Genomic DNA, 23,190 nt, shown 5'->3' with positions numbered 1-23,190 from the left:
AAATAAACGGTCAGCGGAGCGCTGACCGTAGGGGCTGGACGTTGGCGATGAACGAACGCGCCGGACAGGGGGATCTGCGTCACGACTGATGCGGTCAGTCGTGGATTAAACCAGCGTCTTCAGTGCGTCGGCGGTGAAATCTTCTAATGCCTCCTGCTGACCTGTTCTGATTTTGGTGGCCCAGTTCGGATCGCTCAGCAAAGCGCGGCCCACGGCAATCAAATCAAACTCGTCGCGTTCCATACGTGCGATCAGGTTGTCGAGGTTATCGGGTTTGGCGCTTTCACCGGCAAACGCGCCCATGAAGTCGCTCGACAGGCCGACGGAACCCACGCTGATCGTCGCAGCTCCGGTCAGTTTCTTCGCCCAACCGGCAAAGTTTAATCCCTTCTCCCCGTCGATTTCTGGAAATTCGGGTTCCCAGAACCGGCGCTGTGAGCAGTGAAGGATATCGACACCGGCGTCCACCAACGGAACCAGCCAGTCAGCCATTTCCTCAGGCGTTGGCGCGAGACGCGCCGCATAGTCCTGCTGCTTCCATTGACTGATGCGCAAAATCAGCGGGAAGTCTGGCCCGACCGCTTTACGCATGGCCTGAACGATTTCGGCCGCAAAACGGGAGCGCTGTTTTAGCGTTGCGCCGCCGTAGCCGTCTGTGCGCAGGTTGGTGCCCGCCCAGAAAAACTGATCGATCAGATAGCCATGCGCGCCGTGGATTTCCGCGACATCAAAGCCCAGACGCTTGGCGTCGGCCGCCGCCTGACCGAAAGCGGCGATGGTATCGGCGATATCTTCCTCGCTCATCGCCACCCCGCGCGGTTGGTCGGGGGCGACCAATGCGGAAGGACTTTCCACCTCGGCATCCGGCGTCCAGTCCGTCAAAAAGCTGACGGTTGATCCCGTGTGCCACAGCTGCGGCCCCATCTTCCCGCCCGCGGCGTGGACATCGTCGATGACGCGTTTCCAGCCCGCCAAGGCTTTCTCACCGTGAAAGAAGGGGATTTGAGGGTCATTGCGCGATGCAGGCCGGTTGACGACCGTGCCTTCAGAGAGGATCAGACCTACATCACCTTCGGCGCGGCGCTGATAATAAGCGGCGATTTTCTCGTCCGGTACGCCATCAACGGCAAATGAACGCGTCATCGGCGCCATCACGATGCGGTTTTTGAGTGCGAGATTCTTTAAATGGAAAGGCTGAAACAGGACGTCGACTTTGGATGAGGCCATAGTAACTCTCCGGTTAGGGTGACGTCATTCATAGTATATTACGTATACGACTCGTCAATCAGGTACCTTAACGCTACCTGGTATCCCTGAGGAAACCTTGATGCTGAAACAAGCGGTAGACTGCGCTTCAACACCATGCCCCCATCGCCTGCTGCTCGACCAGATAGCCGATAAATGGTCAGTGCTGATCCTTGATTCGTTATGTGAAAAGCCGTTGCGTTTCAATGTTATAAAGCGAGAGTTGAAAGGCATCACTCAAAAGTCGCTGACGCAAACCCTCCGGCGGCTGCAACGCAACGGCATCATCACGCGGCGGATTATCACCACGTCGCCTATTGCGGTGGAATATGAAATAACCCCGCTGGGCCGAACGCTGAAGGAACCTATCGAGGCGCTGTGCGCATGGACCCGAGACTATCTGCCGCAGGTTGAAGCCGCGCGAAAGGCGTTCGATGAGGGGGAGGGGGTCGATAATCTTTCGGTAAGATCTGCGTGAACGAGGCGTTAATTGATGAGGGTTTAGCTCGCTCAATGTCAGTAAGAAAAAGCCCGCACTAGCTTCTTAAAACGGGCTTTTTGAGTGTTGATTTCGCGAATGAGTACGGCCTAACTGCTGGGGGGATTCGCCTGTAGGGGCAGCCCCTTTCGCGCGGAGACCCACCGATTATCCATCATGTTAACTATGAACGAAGAAGCGATGGGTTGCCAAAGCGCGTGGGCTCACCGGCATTGATTACAACGTGAGCCGCTCACAACGCGACTCAGGCAGTGGTGTTGATATTTCGCCCTACCGCCGGATTAGCCGGCAACGATGGGATTGATTCGAGAAGACTGGCTGCGGTTGACTCTTGGTTATCCAACGTCTTTTTTAGTAGGGTGGTGCTCACCTGACTACTGAGTTCTTGGGTATCAAGGCTGGTAGCCAGTGAAGCAATTTGCGATACATCCATATTGTTCTCCTATTCAGTATAAGAAAAAAGAACGGACCACGACGTCGACCCATGCTCAAAATATCATCGGCAATCTAGTCATTAACTTTAAAGATTAGTGGTGGTATCGGTATTTGTCACTGTCCTGATAGCCCTGTGCCAATACGGCTTTAATCGAGGTGGCATTATCGTGACCATGAGGTCACGTCCCCCGCTCGAACCTGACCGTGAAACAAAAAGCCCGCTTAAGTCTTCTTGAGCGGGCTTTTCTCATCCGGGATTCTCGCGCTGGGACAGCCTTTGTCAGTCACGGGCGAATCAGCGCATGACCTTGATGGAGTCTCATAACATGGCCCGTCCAGGGAGATGGATTTTAGGATATTCGGTCTGAGTGATTGCCCTCAAATTCACGATTATGGATGTTCAGCAGATTTATATTCATACCGTTTTCGATACGCTGAATCCTCATCAAAAGCGCGTAAGAAAAAATCTAGTAACAGACGCATTTTTTCCGGCATAAAGCGACGGTGTGGATAGACCGCGAAAATATGATGCTGCGGCAGCAGATAACCAGGGAGCAGGGGGACGAGCCGACCGTCGGCCAGCGCCGGGCCAACGATAAATGTCGGCATCTGAGCGATCCCCGCCCCGGCGAGCAAGGCTTCATACAGCACCTCACTATTGTTTACTTTATAGTTGCCACGGGGGAAGACACGCTCTTGGCCACACGGGCCATCAAAGGTCCAGGCCGCGCCACCACGATAATAAGAATAGAGCAGGCAGTTATGCTGATTTAACTCAGCTGGCGTGTTGGGTGTGCCGTATTGGTGAAGATAATGGGGTGAGGCACAAAGAACGCTGGTACAGGGGGATAAAGGGCGGGCGATAAGGGAAGAGTCACTGAGCTGTCCAATACGTATCCCCATGTCGAACCCCTCACCGACTAAATCCACCATCCGGTCGTCCATTGACATATGCAGTTCGATTTGTGGGTTTTGCTGCAAAAATCGCGGAATAAGCGGAGAGATATGCAGCCTGCCGAACACCATCGGAACGGTTATCCGCAACAGACCCTGCGCGGTGTCCTGCATTTTGGATATCGCATCCTGCCCCTCCTTCACCAGCAAATTCGCGGCTCTGGCATATTCATAATATTTCAGACCGGCTTCTGTCAGGCTGATTTTTCGCGTGGTTCTGTTCAGTAATCTGATACCGAGTTCGTCTTCGAACTGGCTAATTCGTTTACTCACTTCGGACTTGGTGACCGCCAGTTTACGGGCTGCGCTCGAGAAGCTTCCTGTTTCAACCACCGCAATGAAAAACGGTATTGTATCGAAATTATCCATTTTATTGGCAACCACTCGTAAACAATGTGTTTCTTTCGGATTGGCTTATACCTTATCTGATTTTTTTTAAGATATGACTGAATTGTTCAGGAGTGTTTAAGTTATGCGTACTACTGGCGGTATTCTCTCACTGGCTGTCGGCGCGGGTGTGTTGCTCACGGTTATGATCACGACCAACAGCTACCTTGCGACATGGAATTCACCGCTGATAGCCTCTTGGTTTGCGCATGGTTCGGGCGCTATTGTCGCTTGGCTGTTGCTACTGGGATTGAGCAGACGCAAAAACGTTTTTGCGCATCCCGGACAAGGTAAAGCTCCGACGTGGAGCTATCTCGGCGGGATCCCCGGAGCCTTCACGGTACTGTTGGCGGCCATCGCGGTAAATAGCCCACTCGAACTTGCCGGAACACTGGGGCTCATGCTCACGGGGCAGATCATTTTTGGTTTGTTATCGGACCTGCGGGGATGGTTTGGCGTCATCAAGTGCCGCTTTTCTGTGCTGGATCTTCTCTCTCTCGCGCTCATCCTAAGCGGTAGCGCGTTGCTGATAATATATAGATAATCTTATGATAACTTTCATCGTGATTGCTCTGTTTAACGGCGTATGTATCAGCCTGAGTCGCTCCATCAATGGCCGCCTGAGCATGGAGCGTAATGCTTTCTATGCTTCGTTGTGGAACCACATTGTCGGTTTTGTTTTCCTGACCCTTATCATTGTCGTCCAGGGAAAGGGGTTCTCCTCTTTTCATTTTGATGCGCCTTTTTATGCGTACTTAGGGGGGCTATGGGGGCGCTGTTTGTGGCGATTAACAGCTATGTATTGCCACGGGCAGGATCGACACAGGCGGCATTGATGATTATCAGTGGTCAGATGATTTCCGGTGTGGTGATCGATCAGATTATCCATCCAGCAAATAACATGTGGGTTGATTTAATCGCGGTAGTGCTGATTATTTCAGGTATTTGGGTATCGAAAATATCATCGGCAAGAAAGAGCGCACAGCCGTTATTATTTACGGATAAACTAAAAGAGAAAGATATTTAATGATACATGCGTCACCATTTTAATTATTGGGCCGACAATCGAAAAACTGGCTCTGCACATTGCAGCCAACTCATTAGACACGGCTAATATTTCACGATTGATCCCTTTGCAGCCGCGGGGGCGCCAGACCCCGGTATTCTGTTGGCCAGGTTTAGGCGGCTATTGCATGAACCTGAGAACGCTGGCTGTTGCGCTTGCATCAACTCGGCCATTTTATGGCATTCAGGCCAGTGGTATTAACCCTGGCGAAGCTATCTTCCCATCCATAAAAGAGATGGCGGAACGCGATATTCAGCTTATTAAACAAAAACAGCCGCAGGGGCCATATGTGCTGTGGGGATACTCCTTCGGTGCACGTGTGGCATTTGAAGCCGCCTGGCAACTTGAATGTGCAGGCGAACCCGTGAAAGAGCTGACTCTAATCGCGCCGGGATCGCCAACAGTGCGTCAGCAATCAGCTGCACTTGATGCTCGTGAGGCCAGCTTTAGCAATCCGACTTACCTGACAATCTTGTTCTCGGTTTTTATGGGAAGCATTCAGCATCCCTTGCTGGAACAGTGCCTATTGCAGGTAACAACACGTGATGACTTTATTGATTTCATTGCCAGGCACCATGAAGCGCTAGTGTACGAGCAGATCGCACGTATAACGGATATTGTGGGGCAGACATTCGAGTTTACTTACAGCTTCCATGAACTCAATCAACGCAAAATACATGCGCCAGTGACCGTGATAAAAGCACAGGGTGACGATTATTCATTTATCGAAAGCAGCGAATGCTTTTCTGTTTCGCCTCCCAACGTAATCACCTTGAAAGCAGACCACTATCAGTTATTGAAAGAGAGCCATATCGATGAACTGATGAAAGCCATTGGCTGAACGGAGGAGGGGATGGATATTAATTCGTGCATCCGTTACCGTGCCCGGTAGCGAGAAGTCAATGCGAACCCCCGTTCATGTGTTCAATTATCAAAGTAAAAATTTTGTCTGGCTATCAGAAGCGCAAAGGGTCGATTGGAATTTATTTCGCTTGCCTGCTTCGGATCATGATGTTCGTTAGGTAGATGCTATCCCAAGTGAAGAGTTGAGAGCATTGGCTTTGAGTATTGATGGAGACAATAAGATCTCAGAAATGGCAAGGTCACTGGGTATTAAACGATTGACCAGTCAAGCGAAACAAAGACTGGAATCAATACTCTAGTCAGGCTCTCTCGAAAGTACCTCGCGTCCTTTTTCAGGATATTGCGTTATTCTTCGGCGCTCTATCACTGCGACAGCGACCGGAGCTTAGGAGCTTGCTTCTGGCTTTAAGCCGGTTGTCAGTATGCTGCTTGCGGTTATAGGGTTCGATGGCGCACAGCCAAAGGCAGTGGCTGTGCCCCGATCGGTCGGACCTGTCAGAATCCATAGCAACGGAATAGCCGCGTTAAGTGAACTGACAGCCTCTTTTCTATACTCAGGTGAATCGTGGTGTGTCCATACGCTTTTCTGATGCCGAAACTATAGGGCAAGGAGCGTCAATTCTTATTCCTCATCACACAGACCGAAATACATGTCCGCCCGTTGTCGGTTTCCCGCCACCCACAGTTTCTATGATATCGGAAAGATCCTGCACTATGGTGAGATCCTTAGCGACCCTCATTGTCGCTTGCGACGGGCGCACCAAGAAGCCGTTGTGGGCCAGACGTAGCATGGCAAGATCATTGAAGGCATCACCCACGGCCAAAATGTGACAACCCCGATTCAGTAGGTGGGATATGTGTTCCTCTTTACCTCTTCGCTCGGCCCACGCACATCCTGTAATCCAGTTGTCCCCATCGGTCTCTAGCGAGTGGCAAAATACCTCTGGTGAGCCAAGGGCTGGAAGCAAAGCATCAATCAGTTCGTAGAAACAATCCGAGACAATATGGACTCGGTAGCCTAGATGGTGCGTGAGTTGTTGAAGGAATGCTACCGCCTCGGGATAAATCCGCGTTTCCACGACCATCGCTTGCACGTCCCGAAGACGCAGGCCGTTTTTTCGGAGATGGTCGATTCGCCAGCGCATCAGCGCCGGGTAGTCGGGTTCTTCCCGCGTTGTAATGGACAGGGCTTCGATACCGCTGGCTTGCGCTATCTGTGGCCACAATTCCGGAATCAAAACACCTTCGAGATCAATACAAGCAATTTTCATCGTATGTTCCTCCTCTCAGATGCTGATATTGATAAAAGCCAAGGATGCACCCAGCGCGATCAAGGCCATGCCAATGCACTTGTCGACGGTAAGCTGATGTTCGAGCAACCGACGGCGCATGGCTGGCGCTGCGAAGAACAGCGCAACGATGCTGAACCAGATCCAGTGAAATATCGACATGAACAAGCCGTAGGCGAAGTTGTGGCTCATTGAACTGTTCGTATGAACAACCTGGGTATAGGTTGCGACAACAAAAAGCATGGTTTTTGGATTGAGCGCGTTGGTCAAAAAGCCCATTCGAAAAGCCGCCAATACTGATGGTGCGGAGCCGGAGGTCTCTCCCAGCTTGACCAGCGTTTTGTTGGTCAGCGATTTGTACCCAAGGTAGATCAAGTAAGAAGCGCCCAGAACCTTCATGGCTAGGAACAGCAGGGGCGAGTTGACGATGACCACCGCGATACCCAGTACCGTATACATCACGTGAACCTGCACACCGCAGGCAATACCAAACGCCGAAATTAGGCCGGAGCGTGCTCCGAAGGCATAGCTGTTTCGGGTGACCATCGCGAAATCGGGACCGGGACTGATGGCTGCCAGAATGGTGATGGTGGCTACTGCAATCAATTCGTTCATTGTTTTAAAACTCCAGTGGATAGTGCGGGCCGATCGGGTTGCTCCGCAAACAGTGTCAGCGCTTGTTGAAGGTGATAATAAGGACGTCGCGAAAACCCTGCTGGGTACGATCGACGTTGACGATAGCCGCGTCGAGAGGGGACGAGAGCATGTGGCGGGCTAGCTTCTTGCGCTCTCTGTCGTAGATGCCGGTCTCGCCATTCGAGACGTTGACTCGGTTGACGCGCATTATGAATACGCAGCTGGCACCGTCACGGTGGATACCTTCAGGGGTGGGCAAGGCTTCAGCAAGGGTCTCGACACGATGACTGCAGAGCAGCGACTGGACCCTTGCGGACGGCATTAAGGTATCATCCTTTTTGACGATGATTTTGCACATATTGTTGTGGCAATCACGACATACAGCTTGTTTCAGCTTTGACTCAACAATGTTTGTTTCAGACGAGAATCTCATCAATATTCACTCCAGAGGCTATTTATTCATCAATTTACGAGAGGTTCAGATTGAATTATTAAGAGCTTGTGCTGGAGAAAAAAGCGATTTATCTTGAGGGTAATCTGTCAAATTTCATCGTGTATATGAAACTTCCATCATTGGCCTCATTCCGCTTTTTCGAAGCGGCAGCTCAAACTGGCAGCTTTGTCAAAGCGGCTGAACAATTACATGTGACGCATGGAGCCGTCAGCCGGCAGGTACGGCTTTTGGAAGAGGCTCTGGGTGTCGAGTTGTTTGAACGGCGTAATAGGGCTATCTTCCTCAACGCGGCAGGGCGCTCATTGCATGCAACGACCACCGTAGTGTTTGAGCAACTCGAAGGTGCGGTGTACCGATTACAGCAGTCGGCACGGGAAGAGGTGATTGTGCTGTCCTGTGAACCAACCATCGCCATGAAGTGGCTGATTCCCCGGTTGCCCGCTTTTCATCGTGCTAACCCCGATATTAACCTGCATCTGGTGGCTGCTGGCGGCCCGATTGATTTCGCCAGGNCCGGGGTCGATATGGCGCTACGTCGTGATGATTTTCACTGGGATCAGGGGGTTCATGCTGAGAAAATCTGCGATGAGTGGATGGGGCCGGTAACCCGTGACCAGATCGAGCGCGAGGAGCGNCTTGAGGGTGTGCGGCTGCTGCACTCCGGAACCCGACCCAAAGCATGGTCCGCTTGGCAACGCTTATCGGGTGTTTCCATCAAGGGCAGCACCCGCGTGGACTATGAACATTTTTACCTGTGTATTCAGGCGGCGGCATCTGGTCTGGGGATGGCGATGGTTTCGTTCCTGATGGTGCAGGACGAACTGGAAAGTGGACAGCTACACGCTCCGTACGGTTTTATCCGCGATGGGTCAAGCTATTGCCTGCTATCGCCAAAAGCCATTGGTCAAAACGAAAAGTGTTTGCGGTTCAAAAAATGGATTATGACCGAGGCAGCGTCAAGCCTCTCACTAGTCGGAGGTTAGATCCTGAATCATTGGACGCTGAAGTAATATCAACGAAATAAACAGATTACCCACCAAAATTCTAACAAGGCACTTCAGCAGATCCTCTGTCGACGGAGATGTAGGGACTGCATTTCCCCCCTTTACTGACGGTCAGATTCGGCAACCTTCAATCCCGACAGGGCCTCGTCTCCCAGTTTCATTCGTTGCAATGCGCCGAGGATATCAATGTGAATAACATTTCGGTGACGTGCTTTCGGTGTGAGATGTGGATGAGTGACGATGAAGCGTTTCACGTTGTCAAACGGCAGTTCCAGCGGCCGTATTTCTCTAAGTCTGACATGTTATAAAACACATAAATCCAGTGGTTGTGAGTACAGGCCTGTAGCTGACTGGCTGCCGTTGAACAGCCACTATTTGTTCTACCAAATGCGCTTTTCGCTCCGGTATTAACCGGACACGCTGATGATCAAGATAATGTTCTAGCGCCGCAGTCTTCGTATTCTTTACCTACGAGCGCGTCGGCGTTGCGCTGTTGCCAAGCCTCCGCCAGAGACAGTTAAAGATAATCACCATTGATACGATACTTGAGTTAGCAGAGATTTAAATCGCAGGGATTGACCAAAAATTTCAGCCATGTGAATCAGTGGTTTTGCAAGGGAAGATGCTGGCTTGAACCTGGGGAGCTGAGCGTTGTAAAAGCGAACTGCGATGGCGCATTATTGTAGCATTAATTTGATCCCAAATCGGGCCAACTATGCTTGTTGATACGAAGGAAAAATCGAACACGTACCGGGAGTTTTTTCACGCTAAGCATGTGAATACATGGGATTATCAAGAACGCATAAAAGCAAAAAGCCCGCTTAAGTTTCCTTAAGCGGGCTTTTCTAATTTGGCTCCTCTGACTGGACTCGAACCAGTGACATACGGATTAACAGTCCGCCGTTCTACCGACTGAACTACAGAGGAATCGTGTGAACGGGGCGCATGATAACGAGGGGCAGGGGGCATGTCAAAGGCGGAAACCCGAAATTAGGTCCGTTTGCTGGCAGAATGCGCAAAGTGCTGTTTTTTTAGAAACCCTAGCCTGAAAAACAGGCATTGGAGGTAAAAAAACAGCGGCGATATTGCCGCTGTTTTTGGTGTTTGACGCGATACTCAGGCGTGCTGTTGCTCGGATTGAGCTGCTTGAGGCGCGGAGGTTGCCGTTTTTTCATCCTCTTCTTCGTCGTCGTGGACGTTTTTTTCCAGACTGGAGACCACTGCGGTAGAAATGCTGTTACCGATGACGTTGGTGGCGGTACGGCCCATATCCAGGAATTGGTCGATGCCCAGAATGAGCAGAATACCGGCTTCCGGCAGGCTAAACATAGGCAGCGTAGCGGCGACGACCACAACGGAAGCGCGGGCGACGCCAGCCATGCCTTTGCTGGTGATCATCAGCGTCAACAGGATCAGAATCTGCTGGGTCAGGCTCAGGTCAATGTTGTAAGCCTGCGCGATAAACAGGATGGCGAAGGACTGATACATCATGGAACCGTCGAGGTTGAAGGAGTAACCCAGCGGCAGCACGAAACTGGAGATTTTCTTCGGCACGCCGAATTTGGTCAGCGCTTCCATGGTTTTGGGATAGGCTGACTCGCTGCTGGCGGTAGCGAAGGCCAGTACGGTCGGTTCGCGAATCAATTTACCCAATACGACGATGCGTTTGCCCAGGAAGGCATAGCCTACCAGGAACAATGCGCCCCACAGCAGCGCCAGACCGATGTAAAACTCCCCGATAAGTTTGCCGAAGTCATACAGCAGGCCCAGACCTTGTGTTGTGATGGCGGAGGCGATAGCGGCGAAGACGGCAATCGGCGCGAGTCCCATGACGTAATCTGTGACACGGAACATCACTTTGGCCAGTTCGTCGATCAAGGACTGAATCGTGGTGGCATGCTTGTTATGTTGTTTCACATAAGCCAGCGCGGAGCCGAAGAACAGGGAAAAGACCAAAATCTGCAGAATTTCGTTGTTCGCCATCGCTTCGACAATGCTCTTGGGGAAGATGTGGCTGATGAAGCTTTTCAACGTGAACCCATCGGTGCTCAACCCGGTCGACACATGCGTGGTCGTCGCGACGAGGTTCATGCCAGCGCCCGGCTGGAAAAGGTTGGCCAGCGCCATACCGATAATCAACGACAGAATGGAGGCGGTGACGAACCAGATCATGGCTTTCAGACCCACGCGTCCCACGGCAGAAGAGTCACCCATGCTGGCAAGACCAGAGACCAGCGTGGCGAAGACCAGCGGTGCGATAATCATCTTGATAAGGCGTAGGAAAATATCGGTAATCAGATTGAAATAGGAAGCGATTTCTTTAGCACGAGCACTATCCAGGTACTCATGACAAGCCCATCCGACGATGATCCCCACGACGATAGCGACCACTATCTGTAAAAGTAACTTCTGCCTTTGCATACGAACCTCATGTTGATGAATGTGTACAGACAACACCGTGTTATTGCAGCGTGGCGTTTCATGCGTATTTCCTCACACACTCAGCCGACACCCTGACTTGTTATTGGGCGTATTGTGCTTGCCTTATTAATAACAGCGAATCAAGGGTTTTACCGTTTTTTCCCGCCAGGGGAAATACAAAAGTCGCTAAAAAAAGTGAAAAGTGATTTTTTTTTGATATTTGCTGTGAATAGAAATTCCGTGGCTTGTGTGATTTTTGTTTTTATCTTATTGTTTTTATTTGGTTTGGTGACCGTCGTTGTCGGGGGATTATCCGCCTTAATTAGGTATTAGATTTACTTATGATGCAGGTTAAATTAGCAGCAATTTAAATTATCCGCGTCATTTATTAAATGGAATAAGGCGTAGAAATTACGTCCGCAATGTTATTTGAATAACGCGTTTGGACTTCGCGAGATGAGCAGAAATATCTGTCAAATATTATTGATATTATTACGGCAATGGTGGGAGCAATTAAGTCCGCATCGGTTATGTAATTACCATGTTATTTGTTGGTGTTGTCGCCGTTAAATATGATGCCACTATTTCTCATCCTTGTGACGCGCGTCTATTGACAAGCGCCTGAGATGAAGGGTGAGCTGATTTCGCCTGTCAGGCTTATTAAGCCGGGCTTATCAAAAAAGCTTGATGAGTTAAACGCGCCCTTATGCAGGGCGCGTTGGCGGCGCGATGTTTCAGTGAGTCACTTCCGCCGTATCGCGTAGATGGGCTTTCAACTCGCTGTACTCCCGCTGCACATACTCTTCCGCCCAGTTCTGATCCTCAATCGGTTCGAGTCTCACCGCACAGTGTTTGTATTCAGGCGTTTTAGCGATGGGGTCCACCTCGTCGAGCGTCAGTTCGTTGCAGGCGCCGATCCACCATTGATACGTCATATAGACAGCGCCTTTATTGATGCGCTCGCTGACCGCGGCTCGGCTGATGACTTTGCCGCGTCGCGACGCCACCCAGGTCAGCTGCTGATCCTGTAACCCAAGCTCGGCCGCGTCGATCGGATTGATTTGCACATAGCCCGGTTCATCCGCCAGCGTTTGCAGGGCGGTGCAATTACCGGTCATGGAGCGACAGGAATAGTGGCCGACTTCGCGAACGGTGCAGAGGATCATCGGGTACTGGCTGTCGGTCTGCTCCATCGGCGGATGCCATTCGGTGGCGAACAGCAGCCCCTTGCCGTTGGGACGGTCAAATTTGCTGCCGGCATAAAGCCACGGCGTTCCGGGGCTCTCCGGCGTTTCGCAGGGCCACGGAATACAGGCCAGACCGGCCATCTTTTCGTAGGTGGCGCCGGTATAGAGCGGACACAGCTCGCGCATTTCGTCCCAGATCTCCTGCGTATTGCGGTAGTGCATCGGGTATCCCATGGCGTTCGCCATCAAGCTAATGATTTCCCAGTCGGGTTTCACGTCTCCCTGAGGCTCGACCGCTTTATAAAAGCGCTGAAAGCTGCGATCGGCGGCGGAATAAACGCCCTCGTGCTCTCCCCATGAGGTGGCCGGAAAGATGACGTCGGCGACGGACGCCGTTTTCGTCATGAAAATATCCTGAACGATCAGCAATTCCAGCTCATCGAATGTCTGGCGCACCAACGAAAGGTCCGGTTCGGTTTGCAATGGATCTTCGCCCATCAGGTAGTTGGCTTTGATTTTTCCAGCCTTAATCTTGTGTGGCACGTCGGTCAGCGTAAAACCTTTGTGTGCGGGGAGCGAAGGAACGCCCCAGGCTTTGGCAAACTTGGCGCGAATCGCCGGATCGGTGACGTCTTGATAACCCGGAAACAGATTAGGCAGCGCGCCCATGTCGCAGGCGCCCTGAACGTTGTTTTGGCCGCGCACCGGGCCCACGCCGACGTTGGGGCGGCCCAGATTACCGGTCAGCAGCGCCAGACCTGACAGCCCTTTGACGACGTCCACCCCTTGCGTCCACTGTGTCACGCCCATGCCCCACAGGATGGTGGCGGAAGGGGCGGCGGCATACATGCGGATTGNCTCGCGTATCAGCGAGGGTTCCAGCCCGGTGATCTCGGCGACAGATTCGGGCGTGTATTTCTCGACGATGGCGCGATATTCCTCAAAGCCCTCGGTATGCTGTTCGACAAAGCGCTTATCGTAGAGGTCTTCATTTATCAGCACGTTGGCGAAAGCGTTGACCAGCGCCATATTGGAGCCATTTTTCAACGGCAGCCATAAATCGGCGATGCGGGCGGTTTCAATGTGGCGCGGATCGCAGACGATGATCTTGGCGCCGCGCGCACGCGCTTTGAGGATGCGGCGGGCGACGATAGGGTGTGAGTCGGCGGCGTTATAGCCAAAGACCAGAACGCACTCGGTATGTTCGATTTCGCAAATCGAGTTGCTCATCGCACCATTGCCCAGCGTGACGTCGAGGCCGGAGACGGAAGGGCCGTGGCACACGCGTGCGCAGCAGTCGACGTTATTGGTGCCGGTGACCGCCCGGGCGAATTTCTGCATCACGTAGTTGGTTTCGTTGCCGGGACCGCGGGACGATCCGGTATGCATGATGGCATCGGGGCCGTATTTTTCGCGAATGGCTAACAGTCGAGAACTGGCGAACGCGATGGCTTCATCCCACGAGACCACCTCGAACGGCGCGCCTTTTTGGCGGCGGATCATGGGCGCTTTCAGTCGCGGNGTCAGCAGCTTGGTATCGTTGAGAAAGTCCCAGCCATAGTAGCCTTTCAGGCAAAGCTCGCCTTCGTTGGTCACGCCTTGAGCGCCTTCCGCGCCGACGACTTTATTGTTTTCAACCAGTAGATTGATTTTGCAGCCTGACCCGCAGTAAGGGCAGACGGTAATCACTTTCTTCATGAGGGTATCTCCTTCGGCGCTCCTCGCTGGAGAGCGCTCCCAATGGCGTATCGGCAGCGTGGCTTGCCGTGGCCGCGAATCGTGTCCTGCGTTAAAGCCTAGTCTGTCTGTTGTTGATCTGGCCGAGGCGAAACGGTTTTTTAAGCCGGGCTGCTCTGAAAGGACACGTCGCGGCACAGTCCTGATACGGTGTCCTGATGTCAGATGATGACCGATGCGGGCGACAGGTTTACTGATCGTCGTCATAGCGGCGCGCGGTCAGGTGAAGACGGGGCGGCAACATAGGGAAGGCGCGATTGACGCGCGGTGTTTCCTCAAAGGATGGCGAGCGCTCGAACTCGTTGATTTCGGTCGGAGTAGGAAGTGGGGGGAGGTTGTTAGTGAATGACGTCGGCGCTGACGATGGGCTGCGGCTTGATGCGCATGGCGCTGATAACGCCGCAGACCAGACAGGCGATGCCCGCCAGCGTGATCCCCGGCGGCCAACTTTGGCGCAGCATAAACGTATAGGCCAGCGCAGAGAGCGTTTCGAACACCAGCATCGGCCCCATCAACGCCGTCGGAAGCCGTTGGCTGGCGGCATTCCAGCAAATCGTCCCCAGCCAGGACCCCAACAGGCCGATGGCCAGCATTAACCCTATAAATCGTTCGGGCTGAGGCCCCAAAGGCAGGGAAAAAGAGGGCGAAGTCAGCGCCAGATAGCCGCCGACCATGACGTACGCCACGAAAGCCAACGGCAGCGTAGCGATGCCCTGCGCCGTAGCCCAGGTCATGGGATGATGCGAGGGGTGTTGCCGCAACCAACGGGAGTTGCGCAGCGGATACCAGGTCCAGCAAACGACGGCCAGCAGCGCGAGGACGATACCGCTGAGATAGCGCGGCAGCGGCACGGATTCCGCTGCGCTCTGACGCTCGGCAATATTGACCAGCACCAGCCCGATGATAATCAACAGTAGGGACGGCGCCAGCCGCCGCCAGGACAATTGGCCGTCTTCCCGGCCGTACAACAGATTGGCGCTGACGGCGATGATGACCGGCAGCGTGCCGATAATCATGGAGGAAACCGGCGCGCCGGTACGCTGGATCGCGCTGGCGAGGAACAGGTAATAGAGCAGGTTGCCGACGGCCGACAGGCGGAGCGCCTCGAGCCAGTCGCCGCGAGACATTTTTTTCAGTCGGCCGCGGTCGAGCCAAGCCAGCGGCAGGGCGATCAGTCCAAAAGCCAGATAGCGTCCGCTAGACTGCAGAGCCGCAGGATAGTCGGGGATAATCAAAGGGCCGATAAAGATGAGTCCCCACATCAATCCGGCGGATAGCGCAAAAAAAATTCCCGATAACACAGTCTCGATCCTGATGAATGACGTTGCGGTGATGCGCGCAGCGGGCCGTCCGTCGCGGCCTGTCGGGCGGGCATACTCGTTTCGCGCTGTTCTATATCTTTAAAAGTTATATGTAGGAAATTTTGTTTATTTGTACGGCATAACATTACTTCGTATGAATAGTGCTAACAAGTAGCACAAAGGCGGAGCGAAGTGTGAACTTTCAACAACTGAGAATCATTCGGGAATCGGCACGGTGCAACTATAACCTGACCGAGGTGGCTAACACGCTCTACACGTCTCAGTCAGGGGTGAGCCGTCATATTCGTGAGCTGGAAGACGAGCTGGGCATCGAAATTTTCATCCGGCGCGGCAAACGTCTGTTGGGGATGACAGAGCCAGGGAAAGAGTTGCTGGTGATGGTCGAACGCATCCTGAACGATGCCAACCACATTCGCAGGTTGGCTAACGTATTCAGTGACAACGACGCGGGCGTGTTGGTGATTGCCACCACGCACACCCAGGCGCGTTATAGTCTCCCCTCGGTGATCCAGTCTTTTCAGGCGCAATATCCGCAGGTGCAGCTGGTGCTCCATCAGGGGTCGCCGGAAGAGATTGTGGCGATGCTGGCCTCGGGCGAAGCGGATATCGGCATCGCGTCTGAGCAGTTGATGAATACGACGTCGCTGGCCGCCTTTCCCTACTATCGCTGGCACCACTCGATTCTGGTGCCGGCAGGACATCCACTGGCGGACGGCAGCCCCATCACGCTGGATAAACTCAACACGGTGCCGCTGATCACCTATCGGCAGGGCATCACCGGCCGCTCGCGCATCGACCGGGCGTTTATCGCCGCGGGACTCTCCCCGCATATCGCCATCAGCGCGCAGGACTCCGACGTCATCAAAACCTATGTCGAATTAGGCCTAGGCGTGGGGATTTTGGCGGACAGATCTTACGACCCCGTACGCGATGCCGGGTTGGTGCGCATTGAAGCGGAGCACCTGTTCGAGGCGAATACCGTCTGGTTAGGACTCAAACGCGGTCAGCTGCAGCGCAACTATACCTGGCAGTTCATCCAACTCTGCAACCCGGAACTGACGCTGGAAGAGATCAAACAACGGGTCTTCTCCGAGAGCGATAACGAAAGCGTCATCGATTATCAGATCTGACGTCTGACGGACGACGCCGGCGAATGAGACCTTTGTCCGCTCGCGTCGTCTTATCTTCAGTGATGTCGTTATCCGCGTTCTATTCCTGACACGGGTTGCTCGACAATCCGAATATCACCCCTGTCCTTCCTGTTCGACCGGCGACTTTGACATCATCCTCATCCGCGCGAAAAAGCCTTGGAGGTCTTTTGGCGGCCCTATCACGGCCTTTTTTCAACTTTTTTACAGCGAGGCAGAGTGATTTTATATTCTTAATGGCGCTAAAAAATAGCACTGATATTCCTGAATTTTCTGTAGCCAAAGCAGGAAAAATCGTATTGCTTAACAGCATAATTATGAAAACGCTTATCTATGATTGGCTTGATCTCACCCACCTGGGATAGTAGCATCCCCGCTTTAACAATAACTTAGACAAGATGCGTTGTTGATAAAAACAGCGATTTTGTTTTTAAATACAAATAGTTGTTCGGTTTAAGTGAATAACTATTTGCATAATAAATAGACAGCTTGCCTCATTCGGCCGCTGCGATAATAAAAACCACCTCATCTTTGTAACCTCCCCCTCGTCTGAACATATTCAGCATCCGCTGATGGAGTGAGGCGCCGGTAGAACCGTTGCCTGCGAGGATCGGAGCACAGGAAATGGAAAGTGATATGAAAAAACAAAAAATTAGCCTGGCGTGGCAAATTCTCATCGCCCTGGTTATTGGTATTGCCCTTGGGGCCTTTTTACATGAACATCCGACCGAAAAACATTGGCTGATCGTCAATGTTCTCAGCCCGGCCGGGGATATCTTCATTCGGTTGATCAAAATGATTGTGGTCCCGATTGTGATCACCACGCTGGTGGTCGGGATCGCTGGTGTGGGAGACGCCAAGAAGCTGGGCCGTATCGGTCTGAAAACCATTCTCTACTTTGAAGTCGTGACGACGGTGGCGATCATTCTCGGCATTACGCTGGCGAATATTTTCCAGCCGGGACACGGCATCGATATGTCGACATTGACCAGCGTCGATATTTCACAGTATGAGAAAACCACCGAACAGGTACAGAGCGGCGCGCATAGCCTGGTCGGGACGATTCTGTCGCTCATTCCGCCTAACATCTTCGACTCTATGGCGAAAGGGGACATGCTGCCGCTGATCTTCTTCTCCGTGCTGTTTGGTCTGGGCCTGTCTTCTCTGCCGCGCGAACAGCGTGATCCGCTGCTGAACGTCTTCCGCAGCGCATCGGAAACGATGTTTAAAGTGACCCATATGATCATGCGCTATGCGCCGGTTGGGGTCTTCGCGCTGATTGCCGTGACCGTCGCCAACTTCGGTTTCGCTTCGCTCTGGCCGCTGGCAAAGCTGGTAGTCATGGTTTACGGCGCGATCGTCTTCTTTGCGCTGGTGGTGTTGGGTCTGGTGGCGCGCATTTGCGGGCTGCGAGTCAGCATGCTTATCCGTATTCTAAAAGACGAGCTGATTCTGGCGTACTCCACGGCGAGCTCCGAAACAGTTCTGCCGCGCATTATCGAAAAAATGGAAGCTTATGGTGCGCCAAAAGCCATCACCAGCTTCGTGGTGCCGACGGGCTACTCCTTCAACCTGGATGGCTCCACGCTGTACCAGAGTATTGCGGCTATCTTTATCGCGCAGCTGTACGGAATTGACCTGACCATTAGCCAGGAAGTGGTGCTGGTATTGACGCTGATGCTGACCTCTAAAGGGATCGCCGGTGTCCCGGGCGTCTCCTTTGTCGTACTGCTGGCGACGCTAGGCAGCGTGGGTATTCCGCTGGAAGGTCTGGCCTTTATCGCGGGTGTCGACCGTATTCTGGATATGGCGCGTACCGCGTTGAACGTGGTCGGTAACGCCCTGGCCGTGCTGGTTATCGCCAAGTGGGAAGGACAGTTCGATGCGGAAAAAGCGCGTTCCTACGAGCGTGAAATTCGCGGACTGAGTTCCAAAGCCGCCCACTGATATTCTTGCTCCTCATCGCGGGATTGCGCCGAAGCCGGTGGGGTCCCGTTCAAAACGCAGCGTGACTCAGTCCCGCTGCGTTTTTTTATGCCTTAGACATGCGCCACTGGCTCTACTGCCTCGCCACTATCATCCCACGCCCGGCTTGGGTAAGAGACGTGTGAACCGAGAACACGCTAAAGCCTCGTTTTTTCCGCGATGGGGCGGTTAACTGCCCGGCTGATCGTGAATTTCTTCGAAGAAGTAATCTTTCCACGACGCGGCTTTATTCTTCAGGATACCCAGTTCATACAGCTTCTCGGCGTACACATAGGTTCGCTGCGGCGTCACGGTGAAGTCGATTTCAGGGTCTTCGACAATCCGCTTCACCAGCTCCAGCGGCAGGCGCGATTTCTCCACGCGGAGGTAGGTTTCCGCCGCGGCCGCTTTGTCCGCCTTGATGATGTCTGCGGCCTCTTTTAGCGCATCGTAAAACGCCCGGTAAGTTTTGGGATTTTCATCATGGAACTTCTGGGTGGTGTACAACAGGTTAAAGGAGCCGGGACCGCCAAGCACGTCGTAAGAGCTCAGAATCTTGTGGACTTTCGGGTTCTCTAGCGCCTGATACTGGAACGGCGGGCTGGAAAAGTGGGCCGTTATCTCAGAACCGCCCGCGGTCAGCGCGGCGCTGGCATCCGGATGGGGCAAGCTGACGGTGATGGTGTCGAAACGCTTGAAATTTTCATCACCGAACAGCTTGGCGGTCTCAATCTGCAAGGTGCGAGACTGGAAGCCGACGCCCGCGGCGGGAGTGGCGATGCGGTCTTTGTCACTCAGGTCTCGCACTGTTTTTACCGCAGGATTGTTGCTGAGGAGAAAGTTGGGCATGGAGCCCAGCGAAGCAATGGCTTTTACGTTCTGCCGACCGCGGGTTCGGTCCCACAGGGTCAGCGCGGGCGGTACCCCGGCGGAAGCCACGTCGAGCGAACCGGAAAGTAACGCTTCATTAATAATGGTGGCGCCGGAGAGAGTACGCCATTCCACGTTGATATCCACGCCTTGCTGCTTGCCGTGTTTTTCAATGAGCTGCCGGTCTCGTACCACGTCAAGAATTAGATAACCGATGCCAAACTGCTGAGCGATGCGGAGGTTGCCTTCCGCCTTTGCGGATAGGGGGACGAAACTTAGCCCGAGGCCTGCTAATAAGGTCAACGCCGCCAGTCGTCCGGTAAATCCCGTCTTTTTTTGATTGCCTGATGAATTCATATTTTTCTCACTTATATTAAATAAAAAAATAAAGAAAAACGAAGCAGCGTCCGCCGGACGAAAAGAAAGTCTGCGTATGCTATGAGCAGGTGAGTGAATTTTATAAATGTTATTTTGGAATAATTTATCGGTATTTTATTTGTATGAATCTCGGTAAAAGAAAGCCTGAATATTGCTTAGCGAATTTGCTTCTATTCAAAGCACTATTTTTGACTTATCGAATAAAAAATACGGTGCATGATATTCATCTCTGTCTATTGACCTGGAATGAAATGTCATGCCCGTTTTTTCTCATCATTATTTACGCGGTTATCTGCGCGAATGTTTGCTGGCGGTTGAGGTGACGGAAGAAGTCGCCGGTCTGGTTGCGGATAACCTCGTGGAGTCGAGTTTAAAAGGGCATGATTCGCACGGCGTCAGCATGCTGCCTCGCTATATCGCCGCTATTCGTGATGGTGGGCTGCGCCCCCACGCCGTGGCGGAGAAAACGCTGGATGCGGGGCCGCTGATCTCTTTTGCTGGTCAGCATGGCTTCGGTCAGGTGGTCGCCCGGCAGGTTATCGCTGAGGGGATTGAGCGCGCGCAAGAACACGGCGTCGCCGTGGTTGGGCTGGCGGATGCGCATCATCTTGGGCGCATCGGCGCTTGGGCGGAGCAAGCGTCGGACGCCGGACTGGTGTCCCTACATTTCGCCAACGTCTACAACCGCCCGGTGGTGATGCCGTGGCAGGGCGTCCAGCCCCGGTTGGGCACGAATCCATTCTGCGCGGGCATTCCCGTTGACGGTAAAGCGCCGGTGATTCTGGACTTTGCCACCAGCGTGATTGCCGGTAATAAGGCCCGCATCGCATGGAATGAGGGCAAACTCCTGCCGCCGGGCTGCATCGTGGACAATCAGGGCCACCCCGCGGTGGACCCTCGCTGGCTGATGGAGCAGCCCACCGGCGCGCTGCTGGCGTTCGGGCAGCATAAAGGCTCCGGCCTGGCCATCATCTGCTCGCTGCTGGGCGCGGTATTAACCGGCGGCAGCAATGAGCGCACGGCCACCGGGAAAGGGAACCAGATCATCAACAGCATGCTCTCCATTCTGATCGACCCCGATCGGCTGGGTGGAAACGCGCTCTATCAGCAGGAAATCCCCTTACTGCTGGAGTGGATCCGGCAATCCCGCGAAGATGGCGAACTGTTGCTGCCGGGCGAACCGGAACAGATCGCTTATCGCCAGCGGGTGGAAGAGGGGATTTATGTGGATGACACCAGCTGGGGCCAATTGAGCCAGCTACAAACACAGGTCGCCTGATGATTAATGACGATGGCGTGCGTCGCAGCGCGGTTTGAGTCGGAACTCTCGCTTTTATGTCGAATGACGCCTGACAAACGATGAAGACCGGCATTGGCGCGTAATAGCAGGCGCATCCCGTTATTTTCTGATTGAGCGACGCATTAAAGTTTATTGCATTTATTCATCAGGTTGCCTGGCGCCATGACGCAGACGACACACACCACTTCTAAATAGAACGTGATATCGATTTTCTTGAGGAGAATAAGATGCATCTTGCTCGTTTCCCACGTTTATCACTGGGGCATTTCCCCACCCCGCTCGAACCCTTGCCGGCCCTGACGGCCTATCTCAACGGACCGACGATTTATATCAAGCGCGATGACGCGACCGGTCTGGCGACGGGCGGCAACAAAACACGCAAACTGGAGTTCCTGTTGGCGGAGGCGTTGCAGCAGGAAGCCGATATCATCCTGACGCAGGGCGCCACGCAGTCAAACCACGTGCGCCAGACCATCGCCGCGGCGGCGAAGCTCGGGCTGAAAACCAAAGTGCTGCTGGAAAAACGGGTTGAGGACTACGGCGAGCCTTATCAGCGGTCGGGCAACATCCTGCTGGATAATTTGTTAGGCGGAGAGATCGTCGACCATCTGCCCGCGGGCACCGACATGCAGCAAGCGCTGGAGTCGCTGGCGGACGAGCTGCGTCGAGAAGGTCACCGCCCTTATGTCATTCCCGGCGGAGGCTCTAATGTGACGGGCGCCTTGGGCTATGTCGCCTGCGCGGAAGAGCTGCTGTTTCAGTCCAGCCAGCAGCGTCTGCGCATCGATCATATCGTTCATGCCTCTGGCAGCAGCGGCACGCAGGCGGGGCTGGTCGCCGGACTGACGGCGGTTCGCAGCGGCATACCGGTGTTGGGTATCAGCGTACGTGCGCCGAAAGAGAAGCAGGAAGAGAATGTCTATCGTCTGGCGCAGCAGATCTGGCAGCGTCTGGGGATTGATGAGGCGCTGCCCCGCGCCGCCGTACAGGCTAACAGCGACTATGTCGGCAAAGGGTATGGCATCCCTAACGAGGGGACGCGGGAGGCACTCCAACTGCTGGCGCGCCTGGAAGGGATCCTGCTCGATCCGGTCTACTCCGGCAAAGGGATGGCGGGACTGATCGATCTCATCAGGAAAGGGCATTTCAAGAAAGGCGAGCAGGTCGTCTTTATTCATACGGGCGGTTCGGCCGGGCTGTTTGGCTACCGTGAGTTCTTCGAACAGCAGGGGCGCTGAACGTGACCGACTGTCTGATCGGCGTATTAGGCGGCATGGGCCCGCTGGCGACGGCCGATCTGGTGCAGAAAATTATTGTATCGACGCCAGCCGACCGCGATCAGGATCATGTCCCGCTGGTCGTCTGGAATGTGCCGCAAATCCCGGATCGGCAAAAAGCGCTGGCGGGAACTGGACCATCGCCGCTACCGGTGTTGTTGAAGGCCATACGAGCGCTCAATCAGTTGCCGCTCAGCCATATCGTGATCCCCTGTAACACGGCGCACCACTGGTTCGACGCCCTCGCGGCGGCCAGCCGTGCGCCTATGCTGCATATCGCGGACGCCACGCTGGCAGCGATGCGTGAGCACGTCACCGTGCCGCCGGAGGTGACGGGACTGATTGCCACACAGGGTACGCTGCGCGCGGGTTGGTATCAGCAACGTCTGGCTGCTACGGGCAACGACGTGCTGGAGCCCACGCCGCAGGAGATGGAAGAACTGTTTGTGCCGGGATGCTACGCAGTCAAGCGTGGTGAACTCGTCGAAGGCGGTGTCTTGCTGGAGCAGCTGGCCGAAAGGCTGGCGGATCGAGGCGCAACCAGGCTGATCCTGGCCTGCACGGAGGTTGCTCCCGCGCTGGCCGCCGTCAATTCACGGTGGCAGACGCGCAGCATTGATACAACGCAGGCATTAGCGCAGGCATGCGTTGAACTCTGGCAGCAGTCCCGCGCGTCATCTCGATAACACGTATTGTGGCAATTGTGGCAATGGAAAACCGCCCGGTCAGGATGACGCCGGGCGGTTTTTTTA

At 53.8% G+C, this 23,190-nt stretch carries 19 protein-coding genes, 1 tRNA gene and 1 pseudogene; 10 read left to right on the top strand and 11 right to left on the bottom strand.

Annotated elements, in window-relative coordinates; all coding sequences use genetic code 11:
• Nucleotides 1-105 precede the first annotated feature (105 nt).
• Nucleotides 106-1,227 (bottom strand): NADH:flavin oxidoreductase, encoded by a 1,122-nt coding sequence (locus SB13_RS08150; protein ID WP_026739869.1) that lies wholly within the window; start codon nt 1,225-1,227, stop codon nt 106-108.
• Between the two features lie 100 nt (nt 1,228-1,327).
• On the opposite strand from SB13_RS08150, the gene SB13_RS08145 reads away from it, so the two are divergent.
• A complete protein-coding gene (locus tag SB13_RS08145) occupies nt 1,328-1,723 on the top strand; it encodes a winged helix-turn-helix transcriptional regulator (protein ID WP_036150564.1) in 396 nt (131 codons plus the stop codon).
• 265 nt (nt 1,724-1,988) lie between these two features.
• Here the strand turns inward: SB13_RS08145 and SB13_RS17265 are convergent, their stop codons facing one another.
• Together SB13_RS17265 and SB13_RS08140 are read right to left on the bottom strand one after the other, a co-directional pair.
• Nucleotides 1,989-2,177 (bottom strand): YjfB family protein, encoded by a 189-nt coding sequence (locus tag SB13_RS17265; RefSeq protein ID WP_036150565.1) that lies wholly within the window; start codon nt 2,175-2,177, stop codon nt 1,989-1,991.
• A 392-nt stretch (nt 2,178-2,569) separates the two neighbouring features.
• The gene (locus tag SB13_RS08140) at nt 2,570-3,502 is read right to left on the bottom strand and encodes a LysR family transcriptional regulator (RefSeq protein ID WP_026739867.1); all 933 of its coding nucleotides are present in this window, start codon (nt 3,500-3,502) and stop codon (nt 2,570-2,572) included.
• A 103-nt stretch (nt 3,503-3,605) separates the two neighbouring features.
• On the opposite strand from SB13_RS08140, the gene SB13_RS08135 reads away from it, so the two are divergent.
• The 3 genes and pseudogenes from SB13_RS08135 (at nt 3,606) to SB13_RS08125 (ending at nt 5,427) form a co-directional block, all read left to right on the top strand.
• A complete protein-coding gene (locus SB13_RS08135; protein ID WP_026739866.1) occupies nt 3,606-4,064 on the top strand; it encodes a DMT family transporter in 459 nt (152 codons plus the stop codon).
• 4 nt (nt 4,065-4,068) lie between these two features.
• Nucleotides 4,069-4,547 (top strand): annotated as a pseudogene (locus SB13_RS18160) (DMT family transporter).
• Between the two features lie 97 nt (nt 4,548-4,644).
• Nucleotides 4,645-5,427 (top strand): thioesterase domain-containing protein, encoded by a 783-nt coding sequence (locus tag SB13_RS08125; protein WP_327062258.1) that lies wholly within the window; start codon nt 4,645-4,647, stop codon nt 5,425-5,427.
• Between the two features lie 655 nt (nt 5,428-6,082).
• Here SB13_RS08125 and thrH read toward each other — a convergent pair.
• Genes thrH through SB13_RS17020 form a run of 3 tightly spaced genes read right to left on the bottom strand, consistent with a single transcriptional unit; the run spans nt 6,083 to nt 7,808 of the window.
• Nucleotides 6,083-6,721, bottom strand: a complete 639-nt coding sequence (thrH, locus tag SB13_RS08120; protein WP_027064073.1) for a bifunctional phosphoserine phosphatase/homoserine phosphotransferase ThrH — start codon at nt 6,719-6,721, stop codon at nt 6,083-6,085.
• 15 nt (nt 6,722-6,736) lie between these two features.
• Complete coding sequence (locus SB13_RS08115) at nt 6,737-7,354, bottom strand: LysE family translocator (protein WP_026739864.1); 618 nt, start codon at nt 7,352-7,354, stop codon at nt 6,737-6,739.
• 55 nt (nt 7,355-7,409) lie between these two features.
• Nucleotides 7,410-7,808: a 2OG-Fe dioxygenase family protein gene (locus tag SB13_RS17020; RefSeq protein ID WP_026739863.1), complete on the bottom strand. Its 399-nt coding sequence runs from the start codon at nt 7,806-7,808 to the stop codon at nt 7,410-7,412.
• 125 nt (nt 7,809-7,933) lie between these two features.
• On the opposite strand from SB13_RS17020, the gene SB13_RS08105 reads away from it, so the two are divergent.
• Nucleotides 7,934-8,812, top strand: a complete 879-nt coding sequence (locus tag SB13_RS08105) for a LysR substrate-binding domain-containing protein (protein WP_026739862.1) — start codon at nt 7,934-7,936, stop codon at nt 8,810-8,812.
• Nucleotides 8,813-9,684: 872 nt separating this feature from the next.
• Here the strand turns inward: SB13_RS08105 and SB13_RS08100 are convergent.
• From SB13_RS08100 to SB13_RS08085, 4 genes are all read right to left on the bottom strand, one after another.
• Nucleotides 9,685-9,760, bottom strand: a tRNA-Asn gene (locus SB13_RS08100).
• 189 nt (nt 9,761-9,949) lie between these two features.
• Nucleotides 9,950-11,254 carry a dicarboxylate/amino acid:cation symporter gene (locus SB13_RS08095; protein ID WP_026739861.1) on the bottom strand — a complete coding sequence of 435 codons (1,305 nt, stop codon included), beginning with the start codon at nt 11,252-11,254 and terminating at the stop codon, nt 9,950-9,952.
• A gap of 734 nt (nt 11,255-11,988) precedes the next feature.
• The gene (gene fdhF, locus SB13_RS08090) at nt 11,989-14,139 is read right to left on the bottom strand and encodes a formate dehydrogenase subunit alpha (RefSeq protein ID WP_026739860.1); all 2,151 of its coding nucleotides are present in this window, start codon (nt 14,137-14,139) and stop codon (nt 11,989-11,991) included.
• Nucleotides 14,140-14,516: 377 nt separating this feature from the next.
• A complete protein-coding gene (locus SB13_RS08085) occupies nt 14,517-15,479 on the bottom strand; it encodes a DMT family transporter (protein ID WP_026739859.1) in 963 nt (320 codons plus the stop codon).
• Nucleotides 15,480-15,673: 194 nt separating this feature from the next.
• On the opposite strand from SB13_RS08085, the gene cbl reads away from it, so the two are divergent.
• Nucleotides 15,674-16,630 (top strand): HTH-type transcriptional regulator Cbl, encoded by a 957-nt coding sequence (cbl, locus tag SB13_RS08080; protein ID WP_026739858.1) that lies wholly within the window; start codon nt 15,674-15,676, stop codon nt 16,628-16,630.
• Nucleotides 16,631-17,284: 654 nt separating this feature from the next.
• Complete coding sequence (gltP, locus tag SB13_RS08075; RefSeq protein ID WP_026739857.1) at nt 17,285-18,595, top strand: glutamate/aspartate:proton symporter GltP; 1,311 nt, start codon at nt 17,285-17,287, stop codon at nt 18,593-18,595.
• 207 nt (nt 18,596-18,802) lie between these two features.
• Here the strand turns inward: gltP and SB13_RS08070 are convergent, their stop codons facing one another.
• Nucleotides 18,803-19,840 (bottom strand): ABC transporter substrate-binding protein, encoded by a 1,038-nt coding sequence (locus tag SB13_RS08070; protein ID WP_026739856.1) that lies wholly within the window; start codon nt 19,838-19,840, stop codon nt 18,803-18,805.
• A 277-nt stretch (nt 19,841-20,117) separates the two neighbouring features.
• Here SB13_RS08070 and SB13_RS08065 point away from each other — a divergent pair, with 277 nt between their 5' ends.
• The 3 genes from SB13_RS08065 to cuyB all read left to right on the top strand — a co-directional run bounded on the left by SB13_RS08065 (nt 20,118) and on the right by cuyB (nt 23,124).
• Nucleotides 20,118-21,140, top strand: coding sequence for a malate/lactate/ureidoglycolate dehydrogenase (locus SB13_RS08065; protein WP_026739855.1), 1,023 nt, complete (start codon nt 20,118-20,120; stop codon nt 21,138-21,140).
• Nucleotides 21,141-21,388: 248 nt separating this feature from the next.
• Nucleotides 21,389-22,399: a D-cysteate sulfo-lyase gene (gene cuyA / locus SB13_RS08060; protein WP_026739854.1), complete on the top strand. Its 1,011-nt coding sequence runs from the start codon at nt 21,389-21,391 to the stop codon at nt 22,397-22,399.
• Nucleotides 22,400-22,401: 2 nt separating this feature from the next.
• Entirely contained in the window at nt 22,402-23,124 is a 723-nt protein-coding gene (gene cuyB, locus SB13_RS08055; RefSeq protein WP_026739853.1) for a cysteate racemase, read from the top strand.
• Nucleotides 23,125-23,190: the final 66 nt, after the last annotated feature.

Origin of the sequence: Lonsdalea quercina subsp. quercina (genome assembly GCF_000688695.1) — a bacterium.
GTDB classification, from domain to species: domain Bacteria; phylum Pseudomonadota; class Gammaproteobacteria; order Enterobacterales; family Enterobacteriaceae; genus Lonsdalea; species Lonsdalea quercina_D.
The sequence above is the reverse complement of the archived record's forward strand: the minus strand, read 5'-3'. Positions and strand labels throughout refer to the sequence as shown.

What these genes read in the sequence shown, in the direction of transcription:
- SB13_RS08150 (WP_026739869.1), bottom strand. Translation starts at nt 1,227, where the DNA reads ATGGCCTCATCCAAAGTCGACGTCCTGTTTCAGCCTTTCCATTTAAAG.
- SB13_RS08145 (WP_036150564.1), top strand. Translation starts at nt 1,328, where the DNA reads ATGCTGAAACAAGCGGTAGACTGCGCTTCAACACCATGCCCCCATCGC.
- SB13_RS17265 (WP_036150565.1), bottom strand. Translation starts at nt 2,177, where the DNA reads ATGGATGTATCGCAAATTGCTTCACTGGCTACCAGCCTTGATACCCAA.
- SB13_RS08140 (WP_026739867.1), bottom strand. Translation starts at nt 3,502, where the DNA reads ATGGATAATTTCGATACAATACCGTTTTTCATTGCGGTGGTTGAAACA.
- SB13_RS08135 (WP_026739866.1), top strand. Translation starts at nt 3,606, where the DNA reads ATGCGTACTACTGGCGGTATTCTCTCACTGGCTGTCGGCGCGGGTGTG.
- thrH (WP_027064073.1), bottom strand. Translation starts at nt 6,721, where the DNA reads ATGAAAATTGCTTGTATTGATCTCGAAGGTGTTTTGATTCCGGAATTG.
- SB13_RS08115 (WP_026739864.1), bottom strand. Translation starts at nt 7,354, where the DNA reads ATGAACGAATTGATTGCAGTAGCCACCATCACCATTCTGGCAGCCATC.
- SB13_RS17020 (WP_026739863.1), bottom strand. Translation starts at nt 7,808, where the DNA reads ATGAGATTCTCGTCTGAAACAAACATTGTTGAGTCAAAGCTGAAACAA.
- SB13_RS08095 (WP_026739861.1), bottom strand. Translation starts at nt 11,254, where the DNA reads ATGCAAAGGCAGAAGTTACTTTTACAGATAGTGGTCGCTATCGTCGTG.
- gltP (WP_026739857.1), top strand. Translation starts at nt 17,285, where the DNA reads ATGAAAAAACAAAAAATTAGCCTGGCGTGGCAAATTCTCATCGCCCTG.
- SB13_RS08070 (WP_026739856.1), bottom strand. Translation starts at nt 19,840, where the DNA reads ATGAATTCATCAGGCAATCAAAAAAAGACGGGATTTACCGGACGACTG.
- SB13_RS08065 (WP_026739855.1), top strand. Translation starts at nt 20,118, where the DNA reads ATGCCCGTTTTTTCTCATCATTATTTACGCGGTTATCTGCGCGAATGT.
- cuyA (WP_026739854.1), top strand. Translation starts at nt 21,389, where the DNA reads ATGCATCTTGCTCGTTTCCCACGTTTATCACTGGGGCATTTCCCCACC.